The sequence below is a fragment of the Massilia sp. UYP34 genome, from assembly GCF_056279385.1.
Map to the genome: position 1 here is coordinate 275,705 of NZ_JBWBRF010000004.1, position 25,074 is coordinate 300,778.

Annotated in this window: 23 protein-coding genes; 5 read left to right on the top strand and 18 right to left on the bottom strand. The window is 65.7% G+C overall.

From position 1 onward, the window contains the following. Nucleotides 1–6 precede the first annotated feature (6 nt). Nucleotides 7–891, bottom strand: a complete 885-nt coding sequence (gene tcdA, locus ACZ9AQ_RS10050; protein ID WP_429203616.1) for a tRNA cyclic N6-threonylcarbamoyladenosine(37) synthase TcdA — start codon at nucleotides 889–891, stop codon at nucleotides 7–9. Nucleotides 892–987: 96 nt separating this feature from the next. Between tcdA and pdxH the strand changes: the two genes are divergently transcribed. Both pdxH and ACZ9AQ_RS10060 read left to right on the top strand, forming a co-directional pair. After that, nucleotides 988–2,196 (top strand): pyridoxamine 5'-phosphate oxidase, encoded by a 1,209-nt coding sequence (gene pdxH / locus ACZ9AQ_RS10055; RefSeq protein WP_429203617.1) that lies wholly within the window; start codon nucleotides 988–990, stop codon nucleotides 2,194–2,196. Between the two features lie 48 nt (nucleotides 2,197–2,244). Next, nucleotides 2,245–3,504, top strand: a complete 1,260-nt coding sequence (locus ACZ9AQ_RS10060) for a class I SAM-dependent methyltransferase (RefSeq protein WP_429203618.1) — start codon at nucleotides 2,245–2,247, stop codon at nucleotides 3,502–3,504. A gap of 75 nt (nucleotides 3,505–3,579) precedes the next feature. On the opposite strand, the gene msrA is transcribed toward ACZ9AQ_RS10060, so the two are convergent. Further along, nucleotides 3,580–4,122 (bottom strand): peptide-methionine (S)-S-oxide reductase MsrA, encoded by a 543-nt coding sequence (gene msrA, locus ACZ9AQ_RS10065; RefSeq protein WP_429203619.1) that lies wholly within the window; start codon nucleotides 4,120–4,122, stop codon nucleotides 3,580–3,582. Between the two features lie 157 nt (nucleotides 4,123–4,279). Between msrA and ACZ9AQ_RS10070 the strand changes: the two genes are divergently transcribed. Together ACZ9AQ_RS10070 and ACZ9AQ_RS10075 are read left to right on the top strand one after the other, a co-directional pair. Next, on the top strand, nucleotides 4,280–4,801 hold the full coding sequence (locus tag ACZ9AQ_RS10070) for a flavin reductase family protein (protein WP_429203620.1): 522 nt from the start codon (nucleotides 4,280–4,282) through the stop codon (nucleotides 4,799–4,801). 107 nt (nucleotides 4,802–4,908) lie between these two features. Continuing rightward, complete coding sequence (locus tag ACZ9AQ_RS10075; protein WP_429203621.1) at nucleotides 4,909–6,102, top strand: acyl-CoA dehydrogenase; 1,194 nt, start codon at nucleotides 4,909–4,911, stop codon at nucleotides 6,100–6,102. A 22-nt stretch (nucleotides 6,103–6,124) separates the two neighbouring features. On the opposite strand, the gene ACZ9AQ_RS10080 is transcribed toward ACZ9AQ_RS10075, so the two are convergent. The 5 genes from ACZ9AQ_RS10080 to ACZ9AQ_RS10100 form a co-directional block, all read right to left on the bottom strand. Then, nucleotides 6,125–7,822: a response regulator gene (locus ACZ9AQ_RS10080; RefSeq protein WP_429203622.1), complete on the bottom strand. Its 1,698-nt coding sequence runs from the start codon at nucleotides 7,820–7,822 to the stop codon at nucleotides 6,125–6,127. Next, entirely contained in the window at nucleotides 7,812–9,269 is a 1,458-nt protein-coding gene (locus ACZ9AQ_RS10085; RefSeq protein WP_429203623.1) for an ATPase domain-containing protein, read from the bottom strand. The genes ACZ9AQ_RS10080 and ACZ9AQ_RS10085 overlap by 11 nt, the downstream gene beginning before the upstream one ends. Before the next feature lie 110 nt (nucleotides 9,270–9,379). Next, nucleotides 9,380–10,270: an oxygenase MpaB family protein gene (locus ACZ9AQ_RS10090; RefSeq protein ID WP_429203624.1), complete on the bottom strand. Its 891-nt coding sequence runs from the start codon at nucleotides 10,268–10,270 to the stop codon at nucleotides 9,380–9,382. Nucleotides 10,271–10,440: 170 nt separating this feature from the next. Further along, on the bottom strand, nucleotides 10,441–10,788 hold the full coding sequence (locus ACZ9AQ_RS10095) for a hypothetical protein (RefSeq protein ID WP_429203625.1): 348 nt from the start codon (nucleotides 10,786–10,788) through the stop codon (nucleotides 10,441–10,443). Between the two features lie 83 nt (nucleotides 10,789–10,871). Next, nucleotides 10,872–11,225: a hypothetical protein gene (locus ACZ9AQ_RS10100; protein WP_429203626.1), complete on the bottom strand. Its 354-nt coding sequence runs from the start codon at nucleotides 11,223–11,225 to the stop codon at nucleotides 10,872–10,874. A gap of 294 nt (nucleotides 11,226–11,519) precedes the next feature. Between ACZ9AQ_RS10100 and ACZ9AQ_RS10105 the strand changes: the two genes are divergently transcribed. Next, nucleotides 11,520–13,607, top strand: coding sequence for a putative bifunctional diguanylate cyclase/phosphodiesterase (locus ACZ9AQ_RS10105; protein ID WP_429203627.1), 2,088 nt, complete (start codon nucleotides 11,520–11,522; stop codon nucleotides 13,605–13,607). A gap of 170 nt (nucleotides 13,608–13,777) precedes the next feature. On the opposite strand, the gene ACZ9AQ_RS10110 is transcribed toward ACZ9AQ_RS10105, so the two are convergent. The 11 genes from ACZ9AQ_RS10110 to ACZ9AQ_RS10160 all read right to left on the bottom strand — a co-directional run bounded on the left by ACZ9AQ_RS10110 (nucleotide 13,778) and on the right by ACZ9AQ_RS10160 (nucleotide 25,027). Further along, nucleotides 13,778–14,461 carry an OmpW/AlkL family protein gene (locus tag ACZ9AQ_RS10110; protein ID WP_429203628.1) on the bottom strand — a complete coding sequence of 228 codons (684 nt, stop codon included), beginning with the start codon at nucleotides 14,459–14,461 and terminating at the stop codon, nucleotides 13,778–13,780. A gap of 57 nt (nucleotides 14,462–14,518) precedes the next feature. Then, a complete protein-coding gene (locus ACZ9AQ_RS10115) occupies nucleotides 14,519–15,880 on the bottom strand; it encodes an SGNH/GDSL hydrolase family protein (protein WP_429203629.1) in 1,362 nt (453 codons plus the stop codon). A 259-nt stretch (nucleotides 15,881–16,139) separates the two neighbouring features. Then, on the bottom strand, nucleotides 16,140–17,183 hold the full coding sequence (locus ACZ9AQ_RS10120; RefSeq protein ID WP_429203630.1) for an L-threonylcarbamoyladenylate synthase: 1,044 nt from the start codon (nucleotides 17,181–17,183) through the stop codon (nucleotides 16,140–16,142). Between the two features lies 1 nt (nucleotide 17,184). Beyond that, on the bottom strand, nucleotides 17,185–18,369 hold the full coding sequence (locus ACZ9AQ_RS10125) for a 5-(carboxyamino)imidazole ribonucleotide synthase (protein WP_429203631.1): 1,185 nt from the start codon (nucleotides 18,367–18,369) through the stop codon (nucleotides 17,185–17,187). Between the two features lie 5 nt (nucleotides 18,370–18,374). Beyond that, complete coding sequence (gene purE / locus ACZ9AQ_RS10130) at nucleotides 18,375–18,872, bottom strand: 5-(carboxyamino)imidazole ribonucleotide mutase (RefSeq protein ID WP_429203632.1); 498 nt, start codon at nucleotides 18,870–18,872, stop codon at nucleotides 18,375–18,377. Between the two features lie 4 nt (nucleotides 18,873–18,876). Next, on the bottom strand, nucleotides 18,877–19,773 hold the full coding sequence (locus ACZ9AQ_RS10135; protein ID WP_429203633.1) for a phosphoribosylaminoimidazolesuccinocarboxamide synthase: 897 nt from the start codon (nucleotides 19,771–19,773) through the stop codon (nucleotides 18,877–18,879). Nucleotides 19,774–20,022: 249 nt separating this feature from the next. Then, nucleotides 20,023–21,087 (bottom strand): class II fructose-bisphosphate aldolase, encoded by a 1,065-nt coding sequence (gene fba / locus ACZ9AQ_RS10140; RefSeq protein WP_429203634.1) that lies wholly within the window; start codon nucleotides 21,085–21,087, stop codon nucleotides 20,023–20,025. Between the two features lie 89 nt (nucleotides 21,088–21,176). Further along, the gene (gene pyk / locus ACZ9AQ_RS10145) at nucleotides 21,177–22,625 is read right to left on the bottom strand and encodes a pyruvate kinase (RefSeq protein ID WP_429203635.1); all 1,449 of its coding nucleotides are present in this window, start codon (nucleotides 22,623–22,625) and stop codon (nucleotides 21,177–21,179) included. A gap of 59 nt (nucleotides 22,626–22,684) precedes the next feature. Then, on the bottom strand, nucleotides 22,685–23,887 hold the full coding sequence (locus ACZ9AQ_RS10150) for a phosphoglycerate kinase (protein ID WP_429203636.1): 1,203 nt from the start codon (nucleotides 23,885–23,887) through the stop codon (nucleotides 22,685–22,687). Nucleotides 23,888–23,937: 50 nt separating this feature from the next. Then, nucleotides 23,938–24,282: an AzlD domain-containing protein gene (locus tag ACZ9AQ_RS10155; protein WP_429203637.1), complete on the bottom strand. Its 345-nt coding sequence runs from the start codon at nucleotides 24,280–24,282 to the stop codon at nucleotides 23,938–23,940. Continuing rightward, entirely contained in the window at nucleotides 24,275–25,027 is a 753-nt protein-coding gene (locus ACZ9AQ_RS10160) for an AzlC family ABC transporter permease (protein WP_429203638.1), read from the bottom strand. Before ACZ9AQ_RS10160 ends, ACZ9AQ_RS10155 begins: the two co-directional genes overlap by 8 nt. Nucleotides 25,028–25,074 lie beyond the last annotated feature (47 nt).

A 25,074-nucleotide genomic window follows, 5' to 3' on the forward strand; every position in this document is an offset into this window, starting at 1 on the left:
ACAATCTTATGATAACAAGGCTGCTTCGGCTTGCACAGTTTGCCCGGCCGGGGCGGCCGCGGCGGCGGCATCGGCGTTCGCCGCCTCGGCCAGGCGGCGCAGCACCTGGCCGGCGGTCACCATGCCGAAGGTGGCGGTGACCACCATGCTCGAACCGAAACCGGCGCAGTTCAGGCCGGTGATACTGTTCGGATCGACATCGCAGGCGTCGCCTGCGTCGGGATAACGCAGCGGTTCCATCGAGAACACAGCATCGATATGGTATTTCTGCTTCTCGCCGCGCGCAAAACCATATTGTGCGCGCAAGATTTTGCGCACTTTCTTGAGCAAGGGCTCTTGTTCGGTACGGGCAAGGTCGCGGATCTCGACCTTGGTCGGATCGATCTGGCCGCCAGCGCCGCCCACCACCACCAGCGGCATCCGGTTGGCGCTGCACCAGGCGATCAGGGCCGCCTTCGGCTTCACGCTGTCGATGGCGTCGACGACGTAGTCGACACCCTGGTCGCCGATCAGGGCCGGGATATTCTCGGGATCGATGAAATCCTCGACCAGCGTGACCTGGCAGAACGGATTGATCTGGGCGATGCGCTGCTTGAGCGCCTCGATCTTGGCCATGCCGACGGTCGAGCTCAGCGCCTGGATCTGGCGGTTGATGTTCGACTCGGCCACGTTGTCGAGGTCGATCAGGGTCAGGCGGCCGACCGCGCTGCGCGCCAGCGCCTCGACCACCCACGAGCCGACGCCGCCGACGCCGATCACGCAAACGTGCGCTGAACGGAAGCGTTCCAGCGCACGCTCGCCATACAGGCGGGCGATGCCGCCAAAACGGCGCGCGAAGTCGACTTCGTCGTCCAACGTTGCCGAAAAGAGCTGAGTATTGATCTGATTCATCCCGATATTGTAGCGGACACGCCTTTCGCATCTGCACTAAAATACCTTTTAGATCATCAAATAATTTTGCGTGTCGCCACGCCTTACGAGAACGCCATGAGCTCCCTGCCGCACGACGCCGCCCCCGATTTCGACCAGCCCATCGCCGTGCTCAAGCACTGCCACGGACGCATCCGCAAACAGCTCGCGACCCTGGAAAAGCTGCTCGAGCACCTGCCGCGCCACGGCGCCGACGAGCAGGCGCGCCAGGCGGCGGGCGCGGTGCTGCGCTATTTCGACCATGCCGCCCACCTGCACCACGACGACGAGGAACAGGACCTGATCCCGATGCTGCGCGCCACCGCGCAGGGAGAAGACGCCGCCATCCTGCAGGCGCTGGCGCCGACCATCCTGCAAGACCACCAGGACATGGATGCGTTGTGGCAAGACCTGCACGAGCAGCTGACCGCCGTCGCCGACGGCACCGGCGCGGCGCTGTCGGAAAGCCTGGCGCGGCGCTTCGTGGCCAGCTATACCTCCCATATGGAGCGCGAAGAGAGCACCATGGCGCCGATGGCGCTGCGCCTGTTCTCGCCCGAGCAGATGGCGCGCCTGGGCCAGGCCATGCGGCTGCGGCGCGGCATCGCCGTGGATGCACCGGCGAGCGCGCCGCCGGCGCCGGCCGTGGGCCAGGCGGTGGCCGACCTGCGCAAGGACTACGGCCAGGCCAGCCTCGACGAAGCCGACGTGCAGGACGACCCGATCGCGCAGTTCACGGCGTGGTTCGAGCAGGCCCTGACGGCCGAGGTGAAGGAACCGAATGCGATGTCGCTGTCCACCGTGGCCGCCAGCGGCCGCCCGAGCTCGCGCATCGTGCTGGTCAAGCAATTCGATGCGCGCGGTTTCTCGTGGTACACGAATTACGACAGCAAGAAGGGTGCGGATTTGCGCGACAACAGCTACGCCGCATTGTTGTTCTTCTGGAGCGAACTCGAACGCCAGGTGCGCATCGAAGGACGTGTGGAGCGCACCGCGCCGGACGAGAGCGACCGTTATTTCCGCAGCCGTCCGCTCAAGAGCCGGCTGTCGGCGATCGCCTCGCGCCAGAGCGCGCCCATCGCCAGCCGTGCGCAGCTCGAACAGAACTACGACGTCGTGGCGCAGGGGGCCGGCGAGGATCCGGCGCGTCCCGACAACTGGGGCGGCTACCGCCTGATCCCCGACCGTATCGAATTCTGGCAAGGCCGGCGTTCGCGCTTCCATGACCGCATCGTCTACGAGCGGCAGGAAGACGGCAGCTGGACGCGCCAGCGCTTGCAACCGTAACCGGCCAGGAGCCGCGGCCGGCTACGCCTTGGACAAAGGGGGTGGACCGTGTTCGACCAGATCAAGCTGTCGGCCTGGCAAGCAGGCCTGCGCGGCACATTGCCGCAACTGTCACCGCAGTTGTCCCTGCCATTGCGCGTCGAGCTCTGGAACGGCGAACGGATCGACTTGTCGCCCGATCCGCCGCAGGTCACCATCCGCATCCCCGGCCCCGCCGCGCTGCGCTACCTGCGCTCCCCTTCCCTGTACAGCCTGGGCCGCGCCTACGTCGAAGGCGCGATCGAGGTGATCGGCCGCGCGGCCGACATCATCGCGGTCGGCAATGCGCTGGCGGCGTCCGGCGCGGTTTCCGGCACGGCATCCGGAGCCGCGCCCGACACCATGCGCGGCCGCCTGGCCGGGGCGCTGGGATTGCGCAAGAAGCGCACGCGCGAATCCGACCGCGATGCGATCCGCTACCACTACGACGTCTCCAACGAGTTCTACGCCGCCTGGCTCGATCCCAATATGGTGTATTCCTGCGCCTATTTCGAGGACGGCGACGAAGACCTGGCCACCGCGCAGCGCAAGAAGATCGACCACATCCTGCGCAAGATCGACCTGCGTCCCGGCCAGACCCTGCTCGACATCGGCTGCGGCTGGGGGGCGCTGGTGCTGCGCGCGGCCGAGCAATTCGGCGCGCGCTGCGTGGGCATCACGCTGTCCGAGAACCAGGCCGCGCTGGCGCGCGAACGGGTAGCACAAGCCGAGCTGCAAGACCGCATCGAGATCCGGCTGCAGGACTACCGCGACGTCGACGGCCGCTTCGAACGCATCACCAGCGTCGGCATGTTCGAGCACGTCGGCGTGCAGCACCTGAAAGACTACTTCGCGCGGGTGGCCGACCTGCTGGCGCCGGGCGGCGTGGCGATGAACCACGGGATCACCACCACCGACGTCGACAATGGCGCGACACCCTACGGCGGCGGCCAGTTCATCGACGAATACGTGTTTCCGCAGGGCGAGCTGGCGCACCTGGCGACCGTGGTGCGGGCGATGCAGGAAGGCGGCCTGGAAGTGCGCGACGTGGAAAACCTGCGCCGCCACTACGCCCATACCTGCGCGCTCTGGACCGACAATTTCGAGAGCAATGCGGCCCACATCCGCACCCTCACCGATCCCAGGCGCTTCCGCATCTGGCACGTGTACCTGGCCGGCTGCGCCTACGCCTTCGCCCACGACCGCATCAGCCTGTACCAGATCGTGTGCGGCAAGGCGGGGAGCGACGTGGCGCAGCTGCCGTGGTCGAGGAAGTATATGTACGCCTGAGTGTCGTCCTGAGTGTCGTCCTGAGTGCTGTCCTGAATGTCGACCTGAGTTTCGACCTGAGTTTCGACCTGACCGTCAGGTCTTCAGGCGATCGGTGAAGGTCTTGCGGAACTTGGCCACCTTCGGCGCCACCACGAAGGCGCAATAGCCCTGCAGCGGGTGCTGGGCAAAGTAATTCTGGTGATAGTCCTCGGCCTTGTACCAGGTTTCCCGCGGCGTCACCTCGGTGACGATCGGCGCGTCCCACACCAGGCCCATCTCGCCGATCACCTTGTGCGCGATCTCGGCCTGCCCGGGCGAGGTCGTGAAGATCACCGAACGGTACTGCGTGCCGACGTCGTTGCCCTGGCGGTTCAGGGTGGTCGGATCGTGGATGGTGAAAAAGATCTCGAGGATGTCGCGGTAGCTGATCACGGCAGGGTCGAATTCGAGACGCACCACTTCGGCGTGGCCGGTGGCGCCGCCGCACACCGCCTCGTAGCTCGGATTGTCGACCTGGCCGCCCATATAACCGGATTCCACACGGGTGACGCCGCGCGCCTCGAGGTAAACCGCTTCCAGGCACCAGAAGCACCCGCCTCCGAGGATGGCGACTTCGGTTGCTGCTTGCTCACTCATAATTCACCTTGGCATCAATAGATAGATATATCCTTTAATGTAGCGCAAAGCGCCCTTCCCTGCATCGAACCGCCTCCGTGGGCATGGCGCCCATGGCGCCGGCGCGGCAAGGACTCCCCCGACGATGGCATAATGAGCGCCAACGTTCAGGAATCGCATGAATACACTTTCCGCCCGCGCCACGACGCGCGGCTTCGATACAACACATTTCCGCCACGCCCTGTCGCAATTTGCGACGGGCGTCACCGTCATTACCACGCGCCTGGCCGACGGCAGCTTCCGCGGCCTGACCGCCAGCTCCTTCAACTCGGTCTCGCTCGACCCGCCACTGGTCTTGTGGAGCCTGGGCGCCGGCGCCAACAGCCTGCCCATCTTCAGCGGCAACTCGCACTACGTGATCAACGTGCTGTCGGCCGGCCAGGAAGAACTGGCCCTGCGCTTCTCGCGCCGCATCGAGAACCCGTTCGACGGCGTCGCGTACGAGCTGTCGCGCACCGGCCTGCCGATCCTGAAAGGCGTATCGGCATGGTTCGAATGCCACAACCGCAGCCGTTATCCCGAAGGCGACCACGTCATCTTCGTCGGCGAGGTCGAGGAGTGCCAGGTCCATCCGCAGCCGGCCTTGATCTTCCACAGCGGCAAATTCGGCAGCACGGCGGGGTGCGTCGTTCAAAAATGAAAATGCCTGTCGCAGTTTCAAAAGATGCGGCTGTGGCACGTTTCTATAATGTTCAGGCGCGCCGCACGCGGCACCTACCGAACTAGAACCTAGAGACAGGATTTGCGATGACCCGTACCGACTCGTCCAAGAAAGCTTCTTTCCACTGGGATGACCCGCTGCTGCTGAACAGCCAGCTGCAGGATGATGAGCGCATGGTGCGCGACGCCGCCGCCGCCTATTGCCAGGACAAGCTGCAGCCGCGCATCCTGGAGGCGTTCCGCCACGAGACCATGGACGTCTCGATCTTCCGCGAAATGGGCGAGCTGGGCCTGCTGGGCCCGACCATTCCCGAGCAGTACGGCGGGCCTGGCCTGAACTACGTCGCCTACGGCCTGATCGCACGCGAAGTCGAACGCGTCGACTCCGGCTACCGCTCGATGATGAGCGTGCAATCCTCGCTGGTGATGGTGCCGATCCACGAATTCGGCAATGAGGCGACGCGCCAGAAATACCTGCCGAAGCTGGCCACCGGCGAATGGATCGGCTGCTTCGGCCTGACCGAACCCAACCACGGCTCGGACCCGGCCTCGATGGTCACCCGCGCGCGCAAGGTCGATGGCGGTTACAGCCTCACCGGCAGCAAGATGTGGATCACCAACTCGCCGGTCGCCGATGTGTTCGTGGTGTGGGCCAAGGACGACGAAGGCGCGATCCGCGGCTTCGTGCTCGAGAAAGGCTGGAAAGGCCTGTCGGCCCCGGCGATCCACGGCAAGTTCGGCCTGCGCGCCTCGGTCACCGGCGAAATCGTCATGGACGAGGTGTTCTGCCCGGAAGAAAACGCCTTCCCGGAAGTGCGCGGCCTGAAGGGCCCGTTCACCTGCCTGAACTCGGCGCGCTACGGCATCGCCTGGGGCGCGCTGGGCGCGGCCGAAGACTGCTGGCACACCGCGCGCCGCTACACCATGGACCGCACCCAGTTCGGCAAACCCCTGGCGGCGAACCAGCTGGTGCAGAAAAAGCTGGCCGACATGCAGACCGAGATCACCCTCGGCCTGCAAGGGTGCCTGCGCCTGGGCCGCATGAAGGACGACGGCACGGCGGCGGTCGAGATCACCTCGATCATGAAGCGCAACTCGTGCGGCAAGGCGCTGGACATCGCCCGCGTCGCGCGCGACATGCTGGGCGGTAACGGCATCTCGGACGAGTTCGGCATCATCCGCCACATGGTCAACCTCGAGGTGGTCAACACCTATGAAGGCACGCACGACATCCACGCCCTGATCCTGGGCCGCGCCCAGACCGGCATCGCCGCGTTCTGACCCTTGATCCGGGGCGCGCTCCTCAGGGCGCCGGCATGCCTGCCGGCACCCTGCCGAGCGCACCGACGATCGCATTCACGAGCGTCTCGACGGCATAGGGCTTGCGAACGAACTCGACCTGGAGCGTCTGCAGGCGGCCGGGATCGACCATGTAGCCGCTGGTCAGCACGACCGGCAGGTCCGGATAACGGCTGGCCAGCCAGTGCACGAGCCCGATGCCGTCCATGCTGCCTGGCATCATCACATCCGACAAGACCAGATCGATTCCGTCCAGATCGGCCGCCAGCGCGGCATCGGCGCTGTCCACCACGGTGATCTCCGCCTCCAGGGCCTGCAACAGGGAAGCGATGGTCTCGGCCACGCCCGGATCGTCTTCCACACACAGGATATGCACGCCCTGCAGCGTGCTCGGCGCATACGGCGCTTGCGCGGCTTGCGCGGCCGGCGCCGCTTGCCTGCCCCGCGGCAGCAGCAGGCCGATGGTCGTGCCCATGCGCTCGCGCCGGATGAAGGCCAGTCCCTGGCTCTGGCTGGCGAAGCCGTCCACCTGCGACAGTCCCAGGCCGGCGCCCTTTCCCACCAGCTTGGTGGTGAAGAATGGATCAAAGGCGTGACGCGCGGTTTTTTCCGACATGCCCTCTCCATCGTCGGTCAACATCAGGCAGACGAATTCACCGGCCAGGCGTGCGCCTTCCGGCAATGCGGGATCCGGCAACACCACGTTCCAGACCCGCATGGCCAGGCTGCCCCCTTCGGGCATCGCATCGCGCGCATTGCCGACGATATTCAATAGCGCGGCATCGAGCTGGGCGGGGTCGGCGAAGACCGGCCACAGCGCGCGCTCGGCGTCGATCGCCAGGCGCACCCCGGAGCCGGCCGCGCCGGCCAGCATGTCGCCCGCGACGTGAAGATACTGCCCCAGGTCGAGCGACACATTGTTGAGGGGCTGGCGGCGCGCATAGGCCAGCAATTGCTGCGTCAGCGCCGCGCCGTGGCCCGACGCACGGCGGATATTGTCCAATGCCCGGTCCAGCCTGGGATTGTCTTCTTTCTGAAACAGGATGCGCAGCAGCGTCTCCGATCCGGAAATCACCTGCAAGAGGTTGTTGAAATCATGGGCGACGCCGCCCGTCAGCCGTCCCAGCGACTCCAGCCGCCGCGCTTCCGCCAGCGCGTGCTCGACCCGGCGCCGTTCTCCGATTTCGCGCTCCAGCTTGTCGGTGCGATCCCGCACTGCATTCTCCAGCTCGCCGGCATGCCGCTCCAGCGCGTGCCAGTGGTCGCGCATGGCGAACTGCAGGCGGCGCGTGCGCAAGGCGGAGCGCACCGACATCAGCAGGATTTCGCGCGAGGTCGGGCGTTCGATCAGTGTGACGTTGCCCATGCGCGCCAGCCGGACGAAGCGGTTGCTGTCGACGGTCGCCCTGGTCTGTCCGGCCAGCGTCAGGAGCGGCAGGTCGGACCACGCGGGTTGGCGCCGCAAGGTCGAGTCCAGGCCCTCCAGCGAGCACGCGTCCAGGCCTTCCTCGGTCACGATGGCGCACCAGGCACGCTGGTCCAGGCTGGCATAGAAGGCGACTGCGTCGGCGCACAGGACGATGTCCAGGCCTTCTTCCTCGAGCAGGGCGCGCAACGATTCGCCATCCCCTGCCGCCGGAGCGAACACGACCACCGTCGGCGCCGGCTGGACGGGGATGGCCGCCACGTCGTCAGAACTCAAGAGAGGATGCTCCGGGCTGCAGGCCGGGCACGCCGACCCGCTCACCGATCTCGATGCCGTCGTCCGTCAGGTGCAGCGCGCGCACGTCATGCTGGTGACGGCCGTGGCGCTTCTTGAGCACGCAGATCGCCTTGTGGACGACGTTCTCGTGTTCGTAGTAGCGCAGCGAGATGATGTTGTCGGTAATGAGGCTGAGCGCGTCGGGCTCCTTGGAGGTATCCAGCCGCATCGAGTGCGCCCCGACGATGATGGACGTCACGTTCATGTTGCTTAAGTAAGAAAACAATTCGTTCATCTGCAGCAGCAGCGACTTTTCCTCGCGAATCACGTCCAGGTACGCGTTGATGCAGTCGATGATGATCAGGCATGCGCCGCGATCCTCGACCACGCGCCGCACGGTCCAGATGAATTCGCCCGGCGAAATGCGCGACGGATTCACGCGGCGCAGGTGGAACAGGCGCTCCGGATCGGCGTCGTTGGCGTTGTCGTTGCCGTGCCGCATGTGCTCCAGCATCCGGGAACGCAGGATCGTCTCGGATTCGTCGAAGGTGAAATAGCCGACGTGGCACCCGGACTGCACCGCCGACAGCGCGTACTGGAGCGCGACCGTGGATTTGCCGACGCCGGACGGGCCCAGCACCATCGTGGAACTGCCGGTCGCCAGGCTGCCTCCCATCATCCGGTCCAGGTTGTCGACGTTGCTGAGAATATCGAGGGCGCGGTCGTCGCGATGATGCTCCTCGGCGATCAGGCTCGGATAGACCAGGATCTCCCTGGACTTGATGGCGAAGTCGTGCCACCCGCTCTGGAAGTCGCCGCCGCGCAGCTTGACGACGCGCAGGCGCCGCCGCGCGGCGCCGAAATTGCGCTCCAGTTGCTCGAGCGTGATCACGCCATGCACGGCGCTTTGCAATTCGTACTCGCGCCCGTCCCCGGTCAGGTCGTCGAGCAGGATGACCGTGGCGTCGAGCATGGCCAGGCGCTGGCGCAGGTCGATGATCTGGCGCCGGTAGTGCGCGCTGTCGCGCGCGAGCAGGCGCACCTCGACCATGGAGTCGATGACCACGCGCCGGGCGCCGCTGGCCGCGATCCGGTCGGCGAGCAGATTGACCAGGGCCGACAGTTCGGTGTTCGTCGGCAGCAGGATCGTCTGCGACGACGTGGTGTTCGAAGAGAGCGGCATCATTTCTTCGATGCCGATTCCGTCCAGCGACCAGCCATGGCTCGCGGCGGTCGCGCGCAACTCGCCTTCGCTCTCGGAGAGCGTCAGATAGAGGCAGTTCTCGCCCACCGCGGCGCCTTCGATCAGGAAACGCAGGCCAAGCGTCGTCTTTCCAGTACCCGGCCGGCCCTCGATCAGGTGCACGCGCTGGTGGATGAGACCACCGCGCAGGACTGCGTCCAGCTCGGGAATCCCGGTGACGATTCGTTCGACTGCGCCGATCATGGTGTTCCTTTCATGAAATTGCCAAAAATATGGCTGGCAATGAAAGGAAAGGATTGTACAGTTGTATCGATTATAATATTTCAACCGAAAATGCAAGCTTCAGTTGACATCTAATTATTTTTGGACGGTGTCCGGCGCGCGCGATGGCCGGCGACGCGCCGCGCCGCCTGCACCTGCGGCGTGTCGCCCAGCGGCGCCAGCGCCGCACCATACGCCAGCGCACGCACCAGCGCCGCTTCGCCGAAGCGCAGGCCGCGCCCGCGCAGCTGCGGCAGCGAACGCACCGGCTCCGGCACGATCTGCACCGCGGCGCGCACCAGCAGTCGCTGCAAGGGGCGCAACGACACCGGCAGCGCATCGGGCAAGAGCTGCGCCTGCCCCATGATCCGCATGAAATCCGCGAGGATGGCCGAGCCTTCCAGGCCGGGCGCGGTGTTCGCCAGCATCGCTTCCCACTCCCGCCACGAGCGCGGGGCGCCCAGCGCGCCATACAGGCGCGCGGCCGGCCCGGCCTCGGCGAAGGCGGCGTTTTTTTCCGCATCGGACAGCGGCCGGACGTAGCGGTGGTAGGCCTCGGTGAATCCGAACGACGCGGTCGCCTGCACCCAGTCGAGCAGGCGCGGATCGTTGGCGCGGTAGGCGACGCCGTCGGGCGTGACGCCCTCGACCCGCTCATGCATGCGCACCACGCGCGCGATCATTTCTTCGGCTGCCGAACGCGGGCCATAGACGGTCATCAGCGCCGCGAAGCCGGTGCGGCGCAGGCGCGTGCCCGGATCGCGCTGGAAGCTGCTGTGGTCCCACACGCCGGAGCGCACCGACGGTTCGGCCAGTTCGAGCAGCACCGCCGTCGCCCCGCCCACGAACAGGGAAACCGGGTTGGCGAACAGCTGCCACGCAATGCCGTCGTGCGGCGCCAGGGCGGCCTCGCCGGCCGGCTGGCTGAAATCGAAGGCCATGCCGGCAGGCGGCTGCATCCATTCCCGCATTGCGCTCAGCATCGCTTCCTCCGGCAAGGACGCCCGTTACTCCCTTGTCGTGTGGCGCTTATGGGCACCTCGAAAAACCGTCGCGAGCGGCAGCAGTTTCGGTCGAGAAGCGCAGCTGTACTAGAGTACAGCGAGCATCGCAGACCGAAAATGCAACGCGCAGCAGGTTTTTCGCCGTGCCCTTATTCGTCGAAGTCCTCGGCCAGGTTCTTCCAGCCGCGGCTCTTGGCGAAGGCGGCGAATTCCTCGGGCGCTTCGAGCACGATCAGGCGGCTCTCCTGCAGGCCCGGATCGCTGTGGCCGAAGTCCGGCCCCTGGTAGCCCACCGCGCGCAGGCGGTCGACGAGCTGGCGCACCAGGACCGTGTCCTTGTAAGCGCCGGGCTCGAGCTTGGCCGCGAATTTCACGTACACGTCGATGATCCCGTAGCCCTCGTCGAAGATGGTGATGTTCTTCACGTCGAGGGTACGGCCTTGCCCATCCTTGGCCTGGAAGGCGCCGGACAGTTCGATATCGGATTCGGTCGTCATGTCGCCAGCATATCACCGGCGCGCGCGGCGCGCCGTCGGCGATCGCAGCCGAATGGCTGCCTGGTCCGATAACCGGTCGAGGTTCAGACTTCCCATTGCAGCGCGAAGGTCAGCGACCTGCTCCGCTCATCCACCAGCGGCAGCTTGTCGTCCACGACGCCGAACGACACCGTGCGCCCGACCCGCCACTGGTAGCGATACAGCAGCGAGCGGTGGACCTGGCGGTCGTTCCACGCCTCGAGCTGGGTCACGCCGTACGACGGCGCGCGGCGCCAGACCGCTTCGTCGAGCACGCCGTCGATGGCCGGCGCATCGGGCGCGCCGATGCGCAGCGCGCGCAAGCCGTCGCGCTCGCCGGAAGCCTGCGCGGCGCCGGCGGTCAGCAAGGCGCAGGCGGCAAGTGCGGCAAGCGGGACGAACAGTCGGCGCGGGGTCACGTCAGGGGAGTCGCTCGGGATGGGAGGCCGGGCAGTCCAGCATGCAAGTTGCTAAAAAGAAAATGCAGTCGACATCTTATGCACCTTGGGTTGCGACTGTGAAAGTGAGTACGGAACATGACACATTCCGTGGTATGGCGTTCTCATTCGACAATCTTTGGCGCGATCCGACCCAGGTCGACTCTGTGTGCATGGATATTTACGCTACCATCGATGCACGATGCATGATGATCGTGCCGGTCTCTACCTCTTGAGCGTGACCAAATGAATGCGCAGATGAGTACGACGCAGCCCATGCCCGATCCCTCCCTGCCCGAACAATCGGGCGCCCTGTCATTCGACCTGCTGCTGAGGAACTTGCCGGGCGCGGTCTATCGCTGTCACAACGACCGCGACTGGACCATCGCATTCATCAGCGACGGCATCGAAAAGCTGACCGGCTACTCGGCGGCCGCCTTCACCGCGCGCCCCGGCCTTCCATTCGGCGCCATCATTTTTCCCGAAGACCGCATCCTGGTCGATAGTGCGGTCGCGCTGGCGCTGGCCCAGGATCGCCCTTACCAGGTGACCTACCGGATCCGCACCGCGAGCGGTGACATCCGCTGGATCTGCGAACAGGGTTCGCTCGACCAGTCGGGCGGCCCGCCCGGCATGCTGGAAGGCTTCCTGTCCGACTTCACGCGCCTGAAGAAGGCCGACATCACGCTGCAGGAGCAAGCCTCGTTCCTGCAACGGGCGCGCGACGCCATCATTGCGATGGACATGCATTCCGTCATCAGCTACTGGAACCATGGCGCCGAACGCCTGTATGGCTGGAGCGCCCGGGAAGCGCTCGGCAAGCGCTTCTGCGACCTGTTGTGCGACCAGCCCCCACTCTACGAGGCCGCCTTCCGGCAGACGCTCGAATCGGGCGAGTGGGCGGGCGAACTGACCCATATCCGGCGCGACGGCTCGACGATCGACACCGATACCAGCTGGACCTTGCTGGGCCCGGACCAGACGCTCGGCGCCAGCCAGAAGATCCTGGTGATCGGCACCGACATCAGCGAACGCAAGATCAATGAAGCCAGGATCTTCCACCTGGCCTTCTTCGACCACCTGACCGACCTGCCCAATCGCGCCAACCTGCTCGACCACCTGCGCCGGGCGCTGCTCACCAGTACGCGCACGCGCAAATGGGGGGCGCTGATGTTCTGCGACCTCGACAACTTCAAATTCCTCAACGACAGCCAGGGCCACGCGGTCGGCGACCAGCTGCTGCAGGCGGTGGCGCGCCGCCTCGAGCACTGCGTGCGCGAGGCCGACATGGTGGCGCGCCTGGGCGGCGACGAGTTCGTGGTGCTGATCCAGCCGGTGGAGGACGCGCGCGAGCTGGCCGCGAGCCAGGCCGAAGTCGTCGCCGCCAAGGTCGTGGCGGCCCTGGCCGCGCCGTTCCAGCTCGGCGAGCTCAGTTACTCGGTGTCGGTCAGCATCGGCGTGGTCACGCTGTGCGGCGTCCACGACACGGTGGAATCGACCTTGCGCGAGGCCGACGCCGCGATGTACCAGGCCAAGGCCGCGGGCCGCAACGCCTTCCGTTTCCACGATCCGGAGGCCCAGGCCGCCTGGTCGGCGCGCGCCGAGCTCGAAGGCAGCCTGCGGCGCGCGCTGCAGCACGACGAGTTCATGCTGCACTACCAGCCCCAGCTCGACCACTCGGGCCGGGTGTTCGGGGCCGAGGCGCTGCTGCGCTGGCGCCTGCCCGATGGCCGGGTGCTCTATCCGGGCGAGTTCATCCGCGCCGCCGAGGAAAGCGGGATCATCGTCGAGATCGGCAAGTGGGTGTTGCGCACCGCCTGCGCCGAGCTGGCGCGCTGGCAGCGCGCGCCCGAGATGGCCGGCCTGACCCTATCGGTCAACGTCAGCGCGCGCCAGTTCAACCAGCCCGATTTCGTGCCCACGCTGCAGGAGGTATTCGAGCACAGCGGGGTGCAGGCATCGAGCCTGAAACTCGAGCTGACCGAAAGCCTGGTCATCACCGACTTCGCCCAGACCGCGCACACCATGGCCACGCTCAAGCGGCGCGGCCTGAGCTTTTCGCTGGACGATTTCGGCACCGGATACTCGTCGCTGGCCACCCTGCGCAAGCTGCCGCTCGACCAGCTCAAGATCGACCACTCGTTCATGCGCGACGTGTTGACCAACCAGAACGACGCGTCGATCGTGCGCTCCATCATCGCGCTGGGCGACAGCCTGGGATTGCAGGTGATTGCCGAAGGGGTCGAGACGCCCGGGCAACGGCAGTTCCTGGCCGATGCCGGCTGCCATCTCTACCAGGGGTTTCTCTACCAGAGCGCGCTCAGCGCCGAGCATTTCGCGCAGTATGCGCGCGGGGTGCATTAGCCTTTCCCGCTAACGCAAAAACGTCGTCCCCGCCCTTGCCGGGCGCCTTGGCGGGGACCCAAGTTTTCAGCGCATTGTCACCATAAAACGTAGTGGCTACACGAAGGACTTGGGTCCCTGCCAAGGCGCCCGGCGAGGGCGGGGACGACTTGCTCAAGCTGCTGGTTCGATTAGAACTTGTAGCCCACCGCCAGCACGATCGCCACCGGATCGAGCTTCATGAACTGGGTCTGGCCGGTCGAGAAATGCACGTCGGTGCGCAGGCGGGTCTTGATGACGGTGGCGTCGGCGAACCAGCGCTCGTCGAAGTTCATCGCCACGCCGACTTGCGCGCTATAGGTCAGCTTGTTGTCGATCTTGAAGGTGGTCGGCACGTCGCTGCCCGGATTGGTGATCGCGGTCATCTTGGCCGAACCGCGTTCCTTCATGAAGTAGGCATAGGTCGGGCCGAAGCCGATGAACGGACGGAAGGTCGAGGTCGGCGCGCCGAAGCGGTATTGCACGAAGGCGGTCGGCGGCAGCGCCTCGACCTCGCCCAGCTTGCCGGCGCCCTGGATCGCGCCGGCGCCGTAGATGCTGTGCTTGTACGGCGTGCCGAGCGCGCCTTCGAGCGAGATATTGTCGGTCAGGCTGTAGGTGAAGATCAGCACCGGCTGCATGTCGTTGCCGACGTCGGCCTTGGTGCCCGGCAGCGCCGGCGCGCTGATGTCGCCGCTCTCGACCTTTGGCATCAAGCGGTTGAAACCGATCTTGGCCGTGATCTGGCCGGCCGATTGCGCGTAGGCGCCGGACGCGAATGCCAGCCCGGCAGCCACACCCAGCACCTTGATCATGCTGTTGAAACGAACTTTCATGCTATCTCCTGATATGTGTGTGAGGACCCGCCACCTGGACGGGTCTGCAGCCGCTGCTTACAGCCAGCCCTTGATGGCCATGTCCTTGAAGACATAGCGGGCGATGAGGTCGTTCTCGAACGGGGTCGGGTTGATCCCGTCGGCGAACATGTAGCGGCTCACATCACCTGCGACCGTGTTGTTCGCGGTGCAGATCAGCGAGGTCATGCCCAGCGCGTTGTCGGCACAGGCCGGCGCGCTGGTATTGGTCAGGCCGTACGGGCCGGGGTTCTTCACCTGGTCGTTGCTGACGGTGTACAGGTCGGTGTACAGCACGCGCGCATCGTCGGCGCCGAGGCCTGCTTTCAGCTGGGTATTGAAGGCGTTGACCATGGCGGTCACCAGTTGCTGAATCGCCACAGGGCGCGACCTGGCGGTCGGGGTGCTGGCGACGTCCGGCAGGTTGGCGACGATGACGTACTTGGCGCCCTTGGCCAGCAGTTCGTTCCTGACCAGGCCCGCCATCTGCGCGCCGGCGGTGCCGAGCGCGGTGACCATCGTCTGCGCGTTGGCGGTGGCGTAGGCGCCGGCCGCGGCGTTGCCGGCGGCGGTGCCGTCGGCCTGGGCGGCGGCCACGATCGGACCGTAGACGGCCGGCTGGGCGACGGCCTGGTTACCCGGCTGCATCGCGGCAGCGGTCACGGCGGCGGTCACGACGCTCTGGTCGGTCTTGCCCGGACGTGCGTTCTCGGTGGCGATCGCCACGCCGATGGCTTGCGCCGCGGCTTGCGGATTGGTCGCGCCGGCCGCGAGACGGGTGGCCAGGGCGGTGGCGAACGCTTGCGCGCCGGCGGCGGTGCCGGCACTGGTCACGGCGGCCAGCTGCATCAGCACGTCATTACCGCCCGACAGCACGGTCACCAGTTCGGTGCCGCTGAACTTGTTGCCGGTCTTGCCCAGGTGATTGGCGATCTGGGTCACCATCGGGGTGGTCATCTCACCGATCGGCGAGCCGGTGGCGGCGTTGCCCGGGCCGACTGGATTGACCACGCGCGAACCGCCTTGCGCATAGTTGAAGCAATTCGGGTGGTTCACGATCGGCACGTTGAAGCCGAGCGAGGCATTGCCCTGCAGGCCGGTCTGGGCGGCGCACGGGGCCGGCAGCTTGAGCTGGGCGGCCATGAAGTCGAGCCAGATCTTGCCGTTCAGGTCGACATTCCGGGCGCTGCTGTCGCCGTTGATCGTGAACTTGCCGCCGCCGGCCGCCGCGACGGCGCCGACACGGTAGGTGCCCACGTCCGACAGGCTGTCGCCGAACGACACCAGATTGGTGAACGTGAGCTTGGCGGTCTGATCGCCGCCGGCAGGGCTGGTGCCGCCGCCGCATGCGGTCAGGAGCGCAGCCGTCAGAACGGCCAGCGCGAATTTGGTATGACGCATCGTGTCTCCTGGATAGAAATTATTGTGAAACGAACGCCCGTGCTATTCGTATCATGAACACTATGCCAGCGTTCAAATCGCTTGTATAGCAAATTCCATTGCGCGTAGGCATTCAACGACCCCACCTATCAGAACAGATGGGGTAGCTGGCGGGAACGGATTATAACCACCGTTTTCCACGCAAAAAGAGTCGAATTTGTAACGAATGAGAACGAAATGCGGGGCGTTTGCGCCCCGTCATTCGCTTCATTGATCTACATTAAACTTTCGCGTGGGAATTGAGCAGGCCATGCACAATGCCTGTCGAACCGTGCGCTGCGCGGCGCAGGCGGTCGTTCACGCCCAGCCAGTCGCCGCCCTGCGGCGGCGCTTCGACCAGGATCACATCGGCGCCCTGCCCGTCCATCGCGCGCAGCGCGGCGTACAGCGCATGGGCGAAGCCGTCGGGCGCGGCCGGCAGGCGCAGGGCGGCGTGGGTCGCGGCGAGGTGGGTCGGCAGGTCGCCCATGTGGATCAGCGCCACCTTGCGGCCGGCGCCGTGCAGCGCGGCCAGCGTCTCCAGCAAGACCTCGCGTTGCTGCATCGCCACCGGCGTGTGCGGCGCGTAATGCGATTCGAGGGTGCCCGAGGCGCGCGGCGCCGCAGCGTCCGGCGCGGCCGGCAACTGGTCGATCACGGCGGCGATCGCCTCGGCACTGACCTGGCCGGGACGCAGCAGCACCGGGCCGTGCGACGCCAACCGCGACAGGTCGACGATGGTCGATTCGATGCCCACCTGCGAGGCGCCGCCATCGAGGATCATGGCCACGCTGGCCTCGCGCTCGAATTCTTCTCGCACGTGCTCGGCCAGGGTCGGGCTGACGTGGCCGAACTTGTTGGCCGACGGCGCGGCGATGCCGCCGCGGCCGCCCTTGAAGGCGCGCAGCAGCGCCAGCGCCACCGGGTGCGCGGGGCAGCGCAGGCCGACCGTATCCTGGCCGCCACTGACGGCGTCCGGGATGTTCGGGGCGCGCTTGAGGATCATGGTCAGCGGACCGGGCCAGAAGGCGTCGGCCAGCGCCTGCGCCTGCGGCGGGATGTCGCAGGCCCAGTAGTCGAGCGGCGCTTCGGGCGCCAGGTGCACGATCACCGGGTGGTCTTGCGGGCGGCCCTTGGCGGCGTAGATGGCGGCCACCGCCGCCGGGTTCTCGGCGTCGGCGCCCAGGCCATACACGGTCTCGGTCGGGAAAGCGACCAGCTGGCCGGCTTCCAGCGCGCGGGCGGCGGCGTCGATGGCCGCCGGGTCGAACTGCTGCGTGTCCATCCTAGGGCTCGATTCCCAGGATGGCGCAGGCGGCGCGCAGGCTGTCCTGCGCTTCGGCCAGCGTCGGCGCCACGAAGGTCACGTGGCCCATCTTGCGGCCGCGGCGCGGATCGTTCTTGCCGTACAGGTGCAGGTTGGCGCCAGGCAGCGCCAGCACCTGGTCCCAGGCCGGTTCACGGGCAGTGTCACCGTCCGCCTCGAACCAGACGTCGCCCAGGATGTTGAGCATGACGGCGGGCGAATGCTGGCGCACGTCGCCCAGCGGCAGGCGCGCCATCGCCCGCACCTGCTGCGCGAACTGGCTGGTGATGCAGGCATCCATGGTGTAGTGGCCGCTGTTGTGCGGACGCGGCGCCATCTCGTTGACGACCAGGGAGCCGTCGTCGAGCACGAAGAACTCGATGCACAGCACGCCCACGTAACCGAGCTGGGCGACGATGGCGCGCGCCGCGTCCTGGGCCTGTTTCGCGCAGGCCGCGGACACGTTCGGTCCCGGCACGGTGGTGGTGAACAGGATGCCGTCGCGGTGCACGTTCTCGGCGATCGGGTACACGACCGAGGCGCCGTCATGGCCGCGCGCGGTGAGCACAGAAACTTCATACGCCAGCGGCAGCATCTTCTCGAGCAGGCAGGCGACGCCGCCCATGGCGTCGAAGGCGACGCGCACGTCCTCGCGCGAGCGCACGCGGACCTGGCCCTTGCCGTCGTAGCCCATGCGCACGGTCTTGAGGATGCCCGGCAGCAGGTCGTCCGCGATGGCGTCGATGTCGGCATGCGAGGCGATGATCTTGTGCGGGGCCGGCATCACGTTCGAGGCCGGCGCGCAGTCGACGAAGAACTTCTTCTCGAGGATGCGGTCCTGGGCGATCTGCACGCACAGGCTCGATGGCGCGACAAAGCAGTCGGCGGCGAGCAGCGCCAGGCTGTCGGCCGGGACGTTCTCGAATTCGGTGGTGACGGCCGAGCACAACGCCGCCAGCTCGCTCAGGGCGACGCCGTTGGTGTAGCCGCCTTCGACGGTGCGGTCGGCAACCTGGCCGGCCGGGCAATCGGCGCTCGGCTCGAGCACGGCGACCTTGTAGCCCATCGCCTGCGCGGCGTGGGCGAACATGCGGCCGAGCTGGCCGCCACCCATCACGCCGAGCCAGGTCGACGGATCGGCGGATGGAAGAAACGGATTATTCATCGAACTTACACAGGAAGAGTCATGGCCTGGGCGGCGGCGGTCTGGTCGCGGCGGAACTGCTCCAGCTTGTCGGCCAATGCGTCGTCGCCGGCGGCGATGATCGCCACCGCGGTCAGGGCCGCGTTGGCGGCGCCGGCTTCGCCGATGGCGAAGGTCGCCACCGGCACGCCCTTGGGCATCTGCACGATCGACAGCAGCGAATCCTCGCCACGCAGGTATTTCGACGGCACCGGCACGCCCAGCACCGGGACGATGGTCTTGGCGGCCACCATGCCCGGCAGGTGGGCCGCGCCGCCGGCGCCGGCGATGATGGCGCGCAGGCCGCGCGCGCGGGCTTGCTCGGCGTAGGTGAACATCTCGTCCGGCATGCGGTGGGCCGAGATCACCTGGGCTTCGAACGGCACGCCAAACTGCTTCAGGATGGCCACGGCATTCTGCATCACGTCCCAGTCGGACGAGGAACCCATGATGACGCCGACCAACGGCTTGTTCTGCTCGCTCATCTGCTTATGCCTTCAGCTTCTCGCCGGTCAGGCGTTCGATGGCTTCGAAATACTTGGCCTGGGTTTTCTCGATGACGTCCGCCGGCAAGCTCGGGGCCGGTGCGGTCTTGCCCCAGTCGGTCAGGGTTTCCAGGTAGTCGCGCACGAACTGCTTGTCGAACGACGGCGGCGACATGCCCGGCGCGTACGAGTCGGCCGGCCAGAAGCGCGAGGAATCGGCAGTCAGGACTTCGTCCATCAGGTGCATCACGCCGTTGTCATCGAGGCCGAATTCGAACTTGGTGTCGGCGATGATGATGCCCCTCGTGGCAGCATATTCGGCGGCGGCGCTATAGAGTTTGATACTCACGTCGCGCATTTTGGCGGCCAGGTCGGCGCCGATGCGCTGTTCCATGTCGGCGAACGAGATATTCTCGTCGTGCTCGCCGAGTTCGGCCTTGGCGGCCGGGGTGAACAGCGGTTCCGGCAGCTTGTCGGCCTGGCGCAGGCCGGCTGGCAGCTGGATGCCGCAGATGGCGCCGCTTTGTTGATAGTCCTTCCAGCCCGAACCGATGATATAGCCGCGCACGACGGCTTCGACCATGATCGGCTTGAGGCGCTTGGCCACGACGGCGCGGCCTGCCACCTGGTCCACCTCGTTCGCGGCGACCACGCTTTCCGGCGCCACGCCGGTCAGGTGGTTCGGCACGATGTGACCGAGCTTCTCGAACCAGAAATCGCTCATCTGGTTCAGCACCTTGCCCTTGCCCGGGATCGGCTCGTTCATGACCACGTCGAAGGCCGACAGGCGGTCGGTGGTGACGATCAGGATCTTGTCGTCGCCGACGGCGTAGTTATCGCGCACCTTGCCGTGACCGAGCAGCGGCAGGGACTGGATGGAGGATTGGTAGAGGCTGTTCATAGATGGGCTATCAGGAAAGCGGAAACCGGCGACAAAGGGCCGCCGGTTGAGAAAGTCAGGCCGTACAAGCCTGTGCAATGCGATATTTTACGTCAATTTGTGCAGCTGGCGATCGTAGGGTTGGCGGCTACGCCGCCGACGCGGTGATTGTTGACGGCAAGATCACCCGGCGCGACGTCGGGCCCGATAACAATCGACGCGTCGGCGGCAGAGCCGCCAACCCTACTGTCCCGACATCTCGAGGCGTAATTATTGAACGATCTGCGCCAGTTCGCCGGCCATGTAACGCTCGGCCATCTTCTCCAGCGGGATCGGCTTGATCTTGCCGGCCTGGCCTTCGCAGCCAAACGCCAGGAAGCGCGCCTTGCACACTTCCATCGCCGCTTCGCGCGCCGGCTTGAGGTAGTCGCGCGGGTCGAACTTCGACGGGTTCTGGAACATGTATTTGCGGATCGCGGCCGTCATCGCCAGGCGGATGTCGGTGTCGATATTGATCTTGCGAACGCCATGCTTGATGCCTTCCTGGATCTCTTCGACCGGCACGCCATAGGTTTCCTTCATGTCGCCGCCGAATTCGCGGATGATGGCCAGCAGTTCCTGCGGCACCGACGACGAGCCGTGCATCACCAGGTGGGTGTTCGGGATGCGGGCATGGATTTCCTTGATGCGGTCGATCGCCAGGATGTCGCCGGTCGGCTTGCGCGTGAATTTATACGCGCCGTGCGAGGTTCCAATTGCGATGGCCAAAGCGTCGCATTGAGTGCGCTTGACGAAGTCCGCCGCCTGGTCGACGTCGGTCAGGAGCTGTTCGCGGGTCATGGTGCCGTCCGCGCCGTGGCCGTCTTCCTTGTCGCCCTTCATGGTTTCCAGCGAGCCCAGCACGCCCAGTTCGGCTTCGACGGTCACGCCGATCGAGTGCGAGAACTTGACGACTTCCCTCGACACTTCGACGTTGTACTCATAACTGGCGACGGTCTTGCCGTCGGCCTCGAGCGAACCGTCCATCATCACCGAGGAAAAGCCCGAGCGGATCGCGGCCATGCAGACGGCCGGCGACTGCCCGTGGTCCTGGTGCATGACGACCGGGATGTGCGGGTAGGCTTCGATGGCGGCGTCGATCAGGTGACGCAGGAAGGCTTCGCCCGCGTACTTGCGCGCGCCGGCCGAGGCCTGCATGATGACCGGGCTGTTGACAGCGTCGGCGGCGGCCATGATGGCCTGCACCTGCTCCAGGTTGTTGACGTTGAATGCGGGCAGACCGTAGCCGTTCTCGGCGGCGTGGTCCAGCAATTGACGCAATGATACGAGTGCCATGGTTGTACTCCAAAACAATAAAGAAACGTTGTTCGGGAATCTCGAATGCCGAGCGCGGCGTCGCGCCTCAGGCCACTCGTGAAATCCCTTTAATCATATTCGCCAACGCGCACGATCTTGAGCGCATTGGTGCCACCGGCCTCGCCCATCGGCGAGCCCCAGGTCACGACGATCAGGTCGCCCTTGCGTACGAACCCTTCTTTCATCAAGAGTTCCTCAGCCTTTCGCAGCACCGCGTGGCTGCCGCCTTCCTGCAGCAGGTGGAATGCTCGCACGTTACGGTACAGCGACGCCTTGCGCTGCGTCGCCTGCAGCGGGGTCAGGGCGAAGATCGGGGTGTCGATGCTGTGACGGCTCATCCACAGCGCGGTCGAGCCCGACTCGGTCAGCGCCACGATCGCCTTCACGCTCAGGTGGTGGGCGGTAAACAGCGTGCCGTAGGCAATGGTCTGGTCGATGCGGGTGAACTGCTTGTTGAGGAAGTCGACGTCGATCTTGTTGTATTCGGACTGCTCGGCTTCGACGCAGATCGCGGCCATCATCTCGACGGTCTCGACCGGGTACTTGCCCGATGCGGTCTCGGCCGAGGTCATGACGGCGTCGGTGCCGTCCAGCACGGCGTTGGCCACGTCCGACACTTCGGCGCGGGTCGGCACGGCGTTGACGATCATCGACTCCATCATCTGGGTCGCGGTAATGGCCAGCTTGTTCGAATCGCGCGCCATGCGGATCATGCGCTTCTGCAACGCCGGCACGGCGGCGTTGCCGACTTCGACGGCCAGGTCGCCGCGGGCGACCATGATGCCGTCCGACGCGTCCAGGATCTCTTGCAGCAGCGGAATCGCTTCGGCGCGCTCGATCTTGGCGATCATCATCGGCTTGTGGCCATACGGCTCGCCGGCGATGTTGGCCAGCTGGCGCGCCATTTCCATATCGGTCGCGCTCTTCGGGAACGAGATGGCGAGGTAGTCGGCCTGGAAGCTCATCGCGGTCTTGATGTCTTCCATGTCCTTCGAGGTCAGCGCCGGCGCGGTCAGGCCGCCGCCCTGGCGGTTGATGCCTTTGTTGTTCGACAGTTCGCCGCCAACCTTGACCGTGGTATAGATCTCGTGGCCCAGGACGCGGTCGACGATCAGGACGATCAGGCCGTCGTTCAGCAGCAGCTTGTCGCCCGGCTTGACGTCGCGCGGCAGCGCCTTGTAATCCAGGCCGACGCGTTCCTGATTGCCCAGCTCGCCGTTATCGCCCCACTTGGCATCCAGGATGTAGCGGTCACCATTGGTCAAGAAGATCTTGCCTTCTTCAAACTTACCGACGCGGATCTTCGGACCCTGCATGTCGGCCATGATGGCCACTTCGCGGCCGCACTCGTGGGCGGCGCGCCGTATCAGGGCAGCACGATCGATATGGTCCTGCGCCTTCCCGTGCGAGAAGTTCAGCCGCACGACGTCGACGCCGGCGCGGATCATTTTGACGAGAATATCGAAGTCGGTCGAAGCGGGGCCAATGGTTGCGACGATCTTGGTGCCACGGTACATGGATTGTCCTTGTATAAAAACAAAGCGCAGACTGGCTGCGCTAGGGTCTCAGACGAGTGCTAGTGAGCGCTGCGTTGCAGCAGGATGTCGACAGCCGGCAGGGTTTTTCCTTCCAAAAATTCGAGGAAGGCGCCGCCGCCGGTCGAAATGTAGCCGATCTGGTCGGCAATCTTGTATTTTGCAATCGCGGCCAGGGTGTCGCCGCCGCCGGCGATCGAGAAGCCCTTCGACTGGGCGATGGCCAGCGCCAGGGTTTCCGTGCCCTTGGCGAACTGGTCGAATTCGAAGACACCGACCGGACCGTTCCAGACGATGGTGCCGGCCCTGGCGACCTGCTCGGCCAGCATGGCGGCGGTTTTCGGGCCGATGTCGAGGATCATGTCGTCATCCAGCACCTCGGCGACGTCCTTGACGATCGCGGCCGCGGTCGGTGCGAACTCTTTCGCGCACACGACGTCGACGGGAATCGGCACCTGCGCGCCGCGCCGGGACATTTTCTCGATGATGGCCCTGGCTTCATCGACCAGGTCGTTCTCGACCAGCGACTTGCCGATGTTCAGGCCGACGGCCTTCATGAAGGTATTGGCGATGCCGCCGCCGACGACCAGGTTGTCGACCTTGTCGGCCAGGCTTTGCAGGATGGTCAGCTTGCTTGATACCTTCGAGCCGGCGACGATGGCCAGCAGCGGACGCTGCGGCTGATGCAGGGCTTTACCGAGAGCGTCGAGTTCGGCGGCCAGCAGCGGACCGGCGGCCACGACCGGCGCGAACTTGGCGATGCCGTGGGTGGTCGCCTCGGCGCGGTGGGCGGTGCCGAAGGCATCGTTCACGTACACGTCGCACAGCTTCGCCATCTTTTGCGCCAGCTCGTCGCTGTTTTTCTTTTCGCCCTTGTTGACGCGGCAGTTTTCCAGCAGCACGACCGAACCGGGAGCGACGTCGACGCCGTCCACCCAGTTCTGCTTCAGTTCGACGGGTTGGCCCAGCAGCTCGGACAGGCGCCCGGCGACCGGCGCCAGGCTGTCTTCCGGCTTGAACTCGCCTTCGGTCGGACGGCCCAGGTGGGACGTGACCATCACCGCCGCGCCAGCCTTGACGGCGGCCTGGATCGCCGGCACCGACGCCCGGATACGGGTGTCCTCGGTGATATTGCCAGCATCATCTTGCGGTACGTTCAGGTCAGCGCGGATAAAGACGCGCTTGCCTTGCAGCGCTTGTTGATCGATCAGGTCTTGCAGGCGGGTGAAACGGAGAGCGTCCATTTGGTCGGCGTGGCAATAGTGAAAAAACGTCATTGTACATTAGCAGCCTGCTAGCCAGCGGCGCCAAAAACGTGCAGTACGCGCAACACTGTAAACACAAGCATGCCGAATAAAATGGTCAGCAGCATGTTACGCCGCCATAGATAAAATGCAAAGGCGGCAAGGCCGGCCAGCAGCTTCGGGTTCGCCAGCGTGAACTGGACTTCGCCTTGCGTATCGATCAGGAAGTCGGGCCCGATGATGGCCGCCAGCGCGCAGGCCGGGGCATAGCGCAGCATTTCCTGCACCCGCGGCGGAATCGTCACGCGGTGGCCGATCATCCAGAACGAGCTGCGGGTGGCGGCGGTGGCCACGCACAGCACGCCGATCACGACCCAGATTTCCCAGTCAGCCACGGCGCACCTTCGCTTTCGCCCACGTTTCTTCGATCACCATCGCGGTAACCATTCCCACCAGCACCGCCAGCAGCAGTCCCAGCTTGTACGGCAAGTCGTAGGCCAGCACCGAGACCGCCCCCGCCACCAGCACGCCGCACAGGGCCGCGTTGTTGATCATCAGCGGCACCATGATGCACAGGATGGCCAGGGTGCCGGCAAAGCCGAGTCCCCATTCGGCCGGCACCGCGCTGCCGAGGAAGATGCCAGCGATGGAGCCGATTTGCCAGGCAACCCAGTTCGGATACATCAGCCCCTTCAGGTAGGACAGCTTGCCCGCCACCGGCGCCAGGGTCGGATAGCGCTGCAGGAACAGCGCGACGGTCAAGTCGCCCGAGATATAGCCAAGATAAAAACGTTGCCTCCACGGCAAGTGGGCGAAGTGCGGCCCCAGCAATGCCGAAAAAATCACGAAGCGCAGGTTGACCACCAGGGCGGTGGCGAAGATGACCCAGATCGGGGCCTGGGCGGCGATCAGCGGCAGCGAGGCCAGTTGGGCGGAGCCGGCGAACACCAGCAAGGTCATGCCCAGCGCCTGCGGCACCGACAGGCCGCTCTTGACCATGGCAATGCCGACCACCAGGCCCCAGGCGGCGATGCCGAACAGGGTCGGCAGGCCGGTCTTGAAACCTTCGTTCCAGGCATCGCGGTTCGGCGCGTCGCCGATGGCGGCGGGAAGCTGGCCCGGCTCGTCGGCCGCGCTCATGCAGCGGGCCGCGGCGCGCGCGGCACAGCGCGCATCGCAACGTGAGC

Bases quoted from the DNA above. Each gene is read 5' to 3' on its own strand.
- pdxH (WP_429203617.1), top strand. From the start codon at position 988: ATGAGCTCCCTGCCGCACGACGCCGCCCCCGATTTCGACCAGCCCATC.
- ACZ9AQ_RS10160 (WP_429203638.1), bottom strand. From the start codon at position 25,027: ATGAGCGCGGCCGACGAGCCGGGCCAGCTTCCCGCCGCCATCGGCGAC.
- ACZ9AQ_RS10115 (WP_429203629.1), bottom strand. From the start codon at position 15,880: ATGCGTCATACCAAATTCGCGCTGGCCGTTCTGACGGCTGCGCTCCTG.
- ACZ9AQ_RS10120 (WP_429203630.1), bottom strand. From the start codon at position 17,183: ATGGACACGCAGCAGTTCGACCCGGCGGCCATCGACGCCGCCGCCCGC.
- msrA (WP_429203619.1), bottom strand. From the start codon at position 4,122: ATGAGTGAGCAAGCAGCAACCGAAGTCGCCATCCTCGGAGGCGGGTGC.
- ACZ9AQ_RS10125 (WP_429203631.1), bottom strand. From the start codon at position 18,369: ATGAATAATCCGTTTCTTCCATCCGCCGATCCGTCGACCTGGCTCGGC.
- ACZ9AQ_RS10105 (WP_429203627.1), top strand. From the start codon at position 11,520: ATGCCCGATCCCTCCCTGCCCGAACAATCGGGCGCCCTGTCATTCGAC.
- pyk (WP_429203635.1), bottom strand. From the start codon at position 22,625: ATGTACCGTGGCACCAAGATCGTCGCAACCATTGGCCCCGCTTCGACC.
- fba (WP_429203634.1), bottom strand. From the start codon at position 21,087: ATGGCACTCGTATCATTGCGTCAATTGCTGGACCACGCCGCCGAGAAC.
- ACZ9AQ_RS10090 (WP_429203624.1), bottom strand. From the start codon at position 10,270: ATGCTGAGCGCAATGCGGGAATGGATGCAGCCGCCTGCCGGCATGGCC.
- ACZ9AQ_RS10110 (WP_429203628.1), bottom strand. From the start codon at position 14,461: ATGAAAGTTCGTTTCAACAGCATGATCAAGGTGCTGGGTGTGGCTGCC.
- ACZ9AQ_RS10150 (WP_429203636.1), bottom strand. From the start codon at position 23,887: ATGGACGCTCTCCGTTTCACCCGCCTGCAAGACCTGATCGATCAACAA.
- ACZ9AQ_RS10070 (WP_429203620.1), top strand. From the start codon at position 4,280: ATGAATACACTTTCCGCCCGCGCCACGACGCGCGGCTTCGATACAACA.
- tcdA (WP_429203616.1), bottom strand. From the start codon at position 891: ATGAATCAGATCAATACTCAGCTCTTTTCGGCAACGTTGGACGACGAA.
- ACZ9AQ_RS10135 (WP_429203633.1), bottom strand. From the start codon at position 19,773: ATGAACAGCCTCTACCAATCCTCCATCCAGTCCCTGCCGCTGCTCGGT.
- ACZ9AQ_RS10085 (WP_429203623.1), bottom strand. From the start codon at position 9,269: ATGATCGGCGCAGTCGAACGAATCGTCACCGGGATTCCCGAGCTGGAC.
- ACZ9AQ_RS10095 (WP_429203625.1), bottom strand. From the start codon at position 10,788: ATGACGACCGAATCCGATATCGAACTGTCCGGCGCCTTCCAGGCCAAG.
- ACZ9AQ_RS10075 (WP_429203621.1), top strand. From the start codon at position 4,909: ATGACCCGTACCGACTCGTCCAAGAAAGCTTCTTTCCACTGGGATGAC.
- purE (WP_429203632.1), bottom strand. From the start codon at position 18,872: ATGAGCGAGCAGAACAAGCCGTTGGTCGGCGTCATCATGGGTTCCTCG.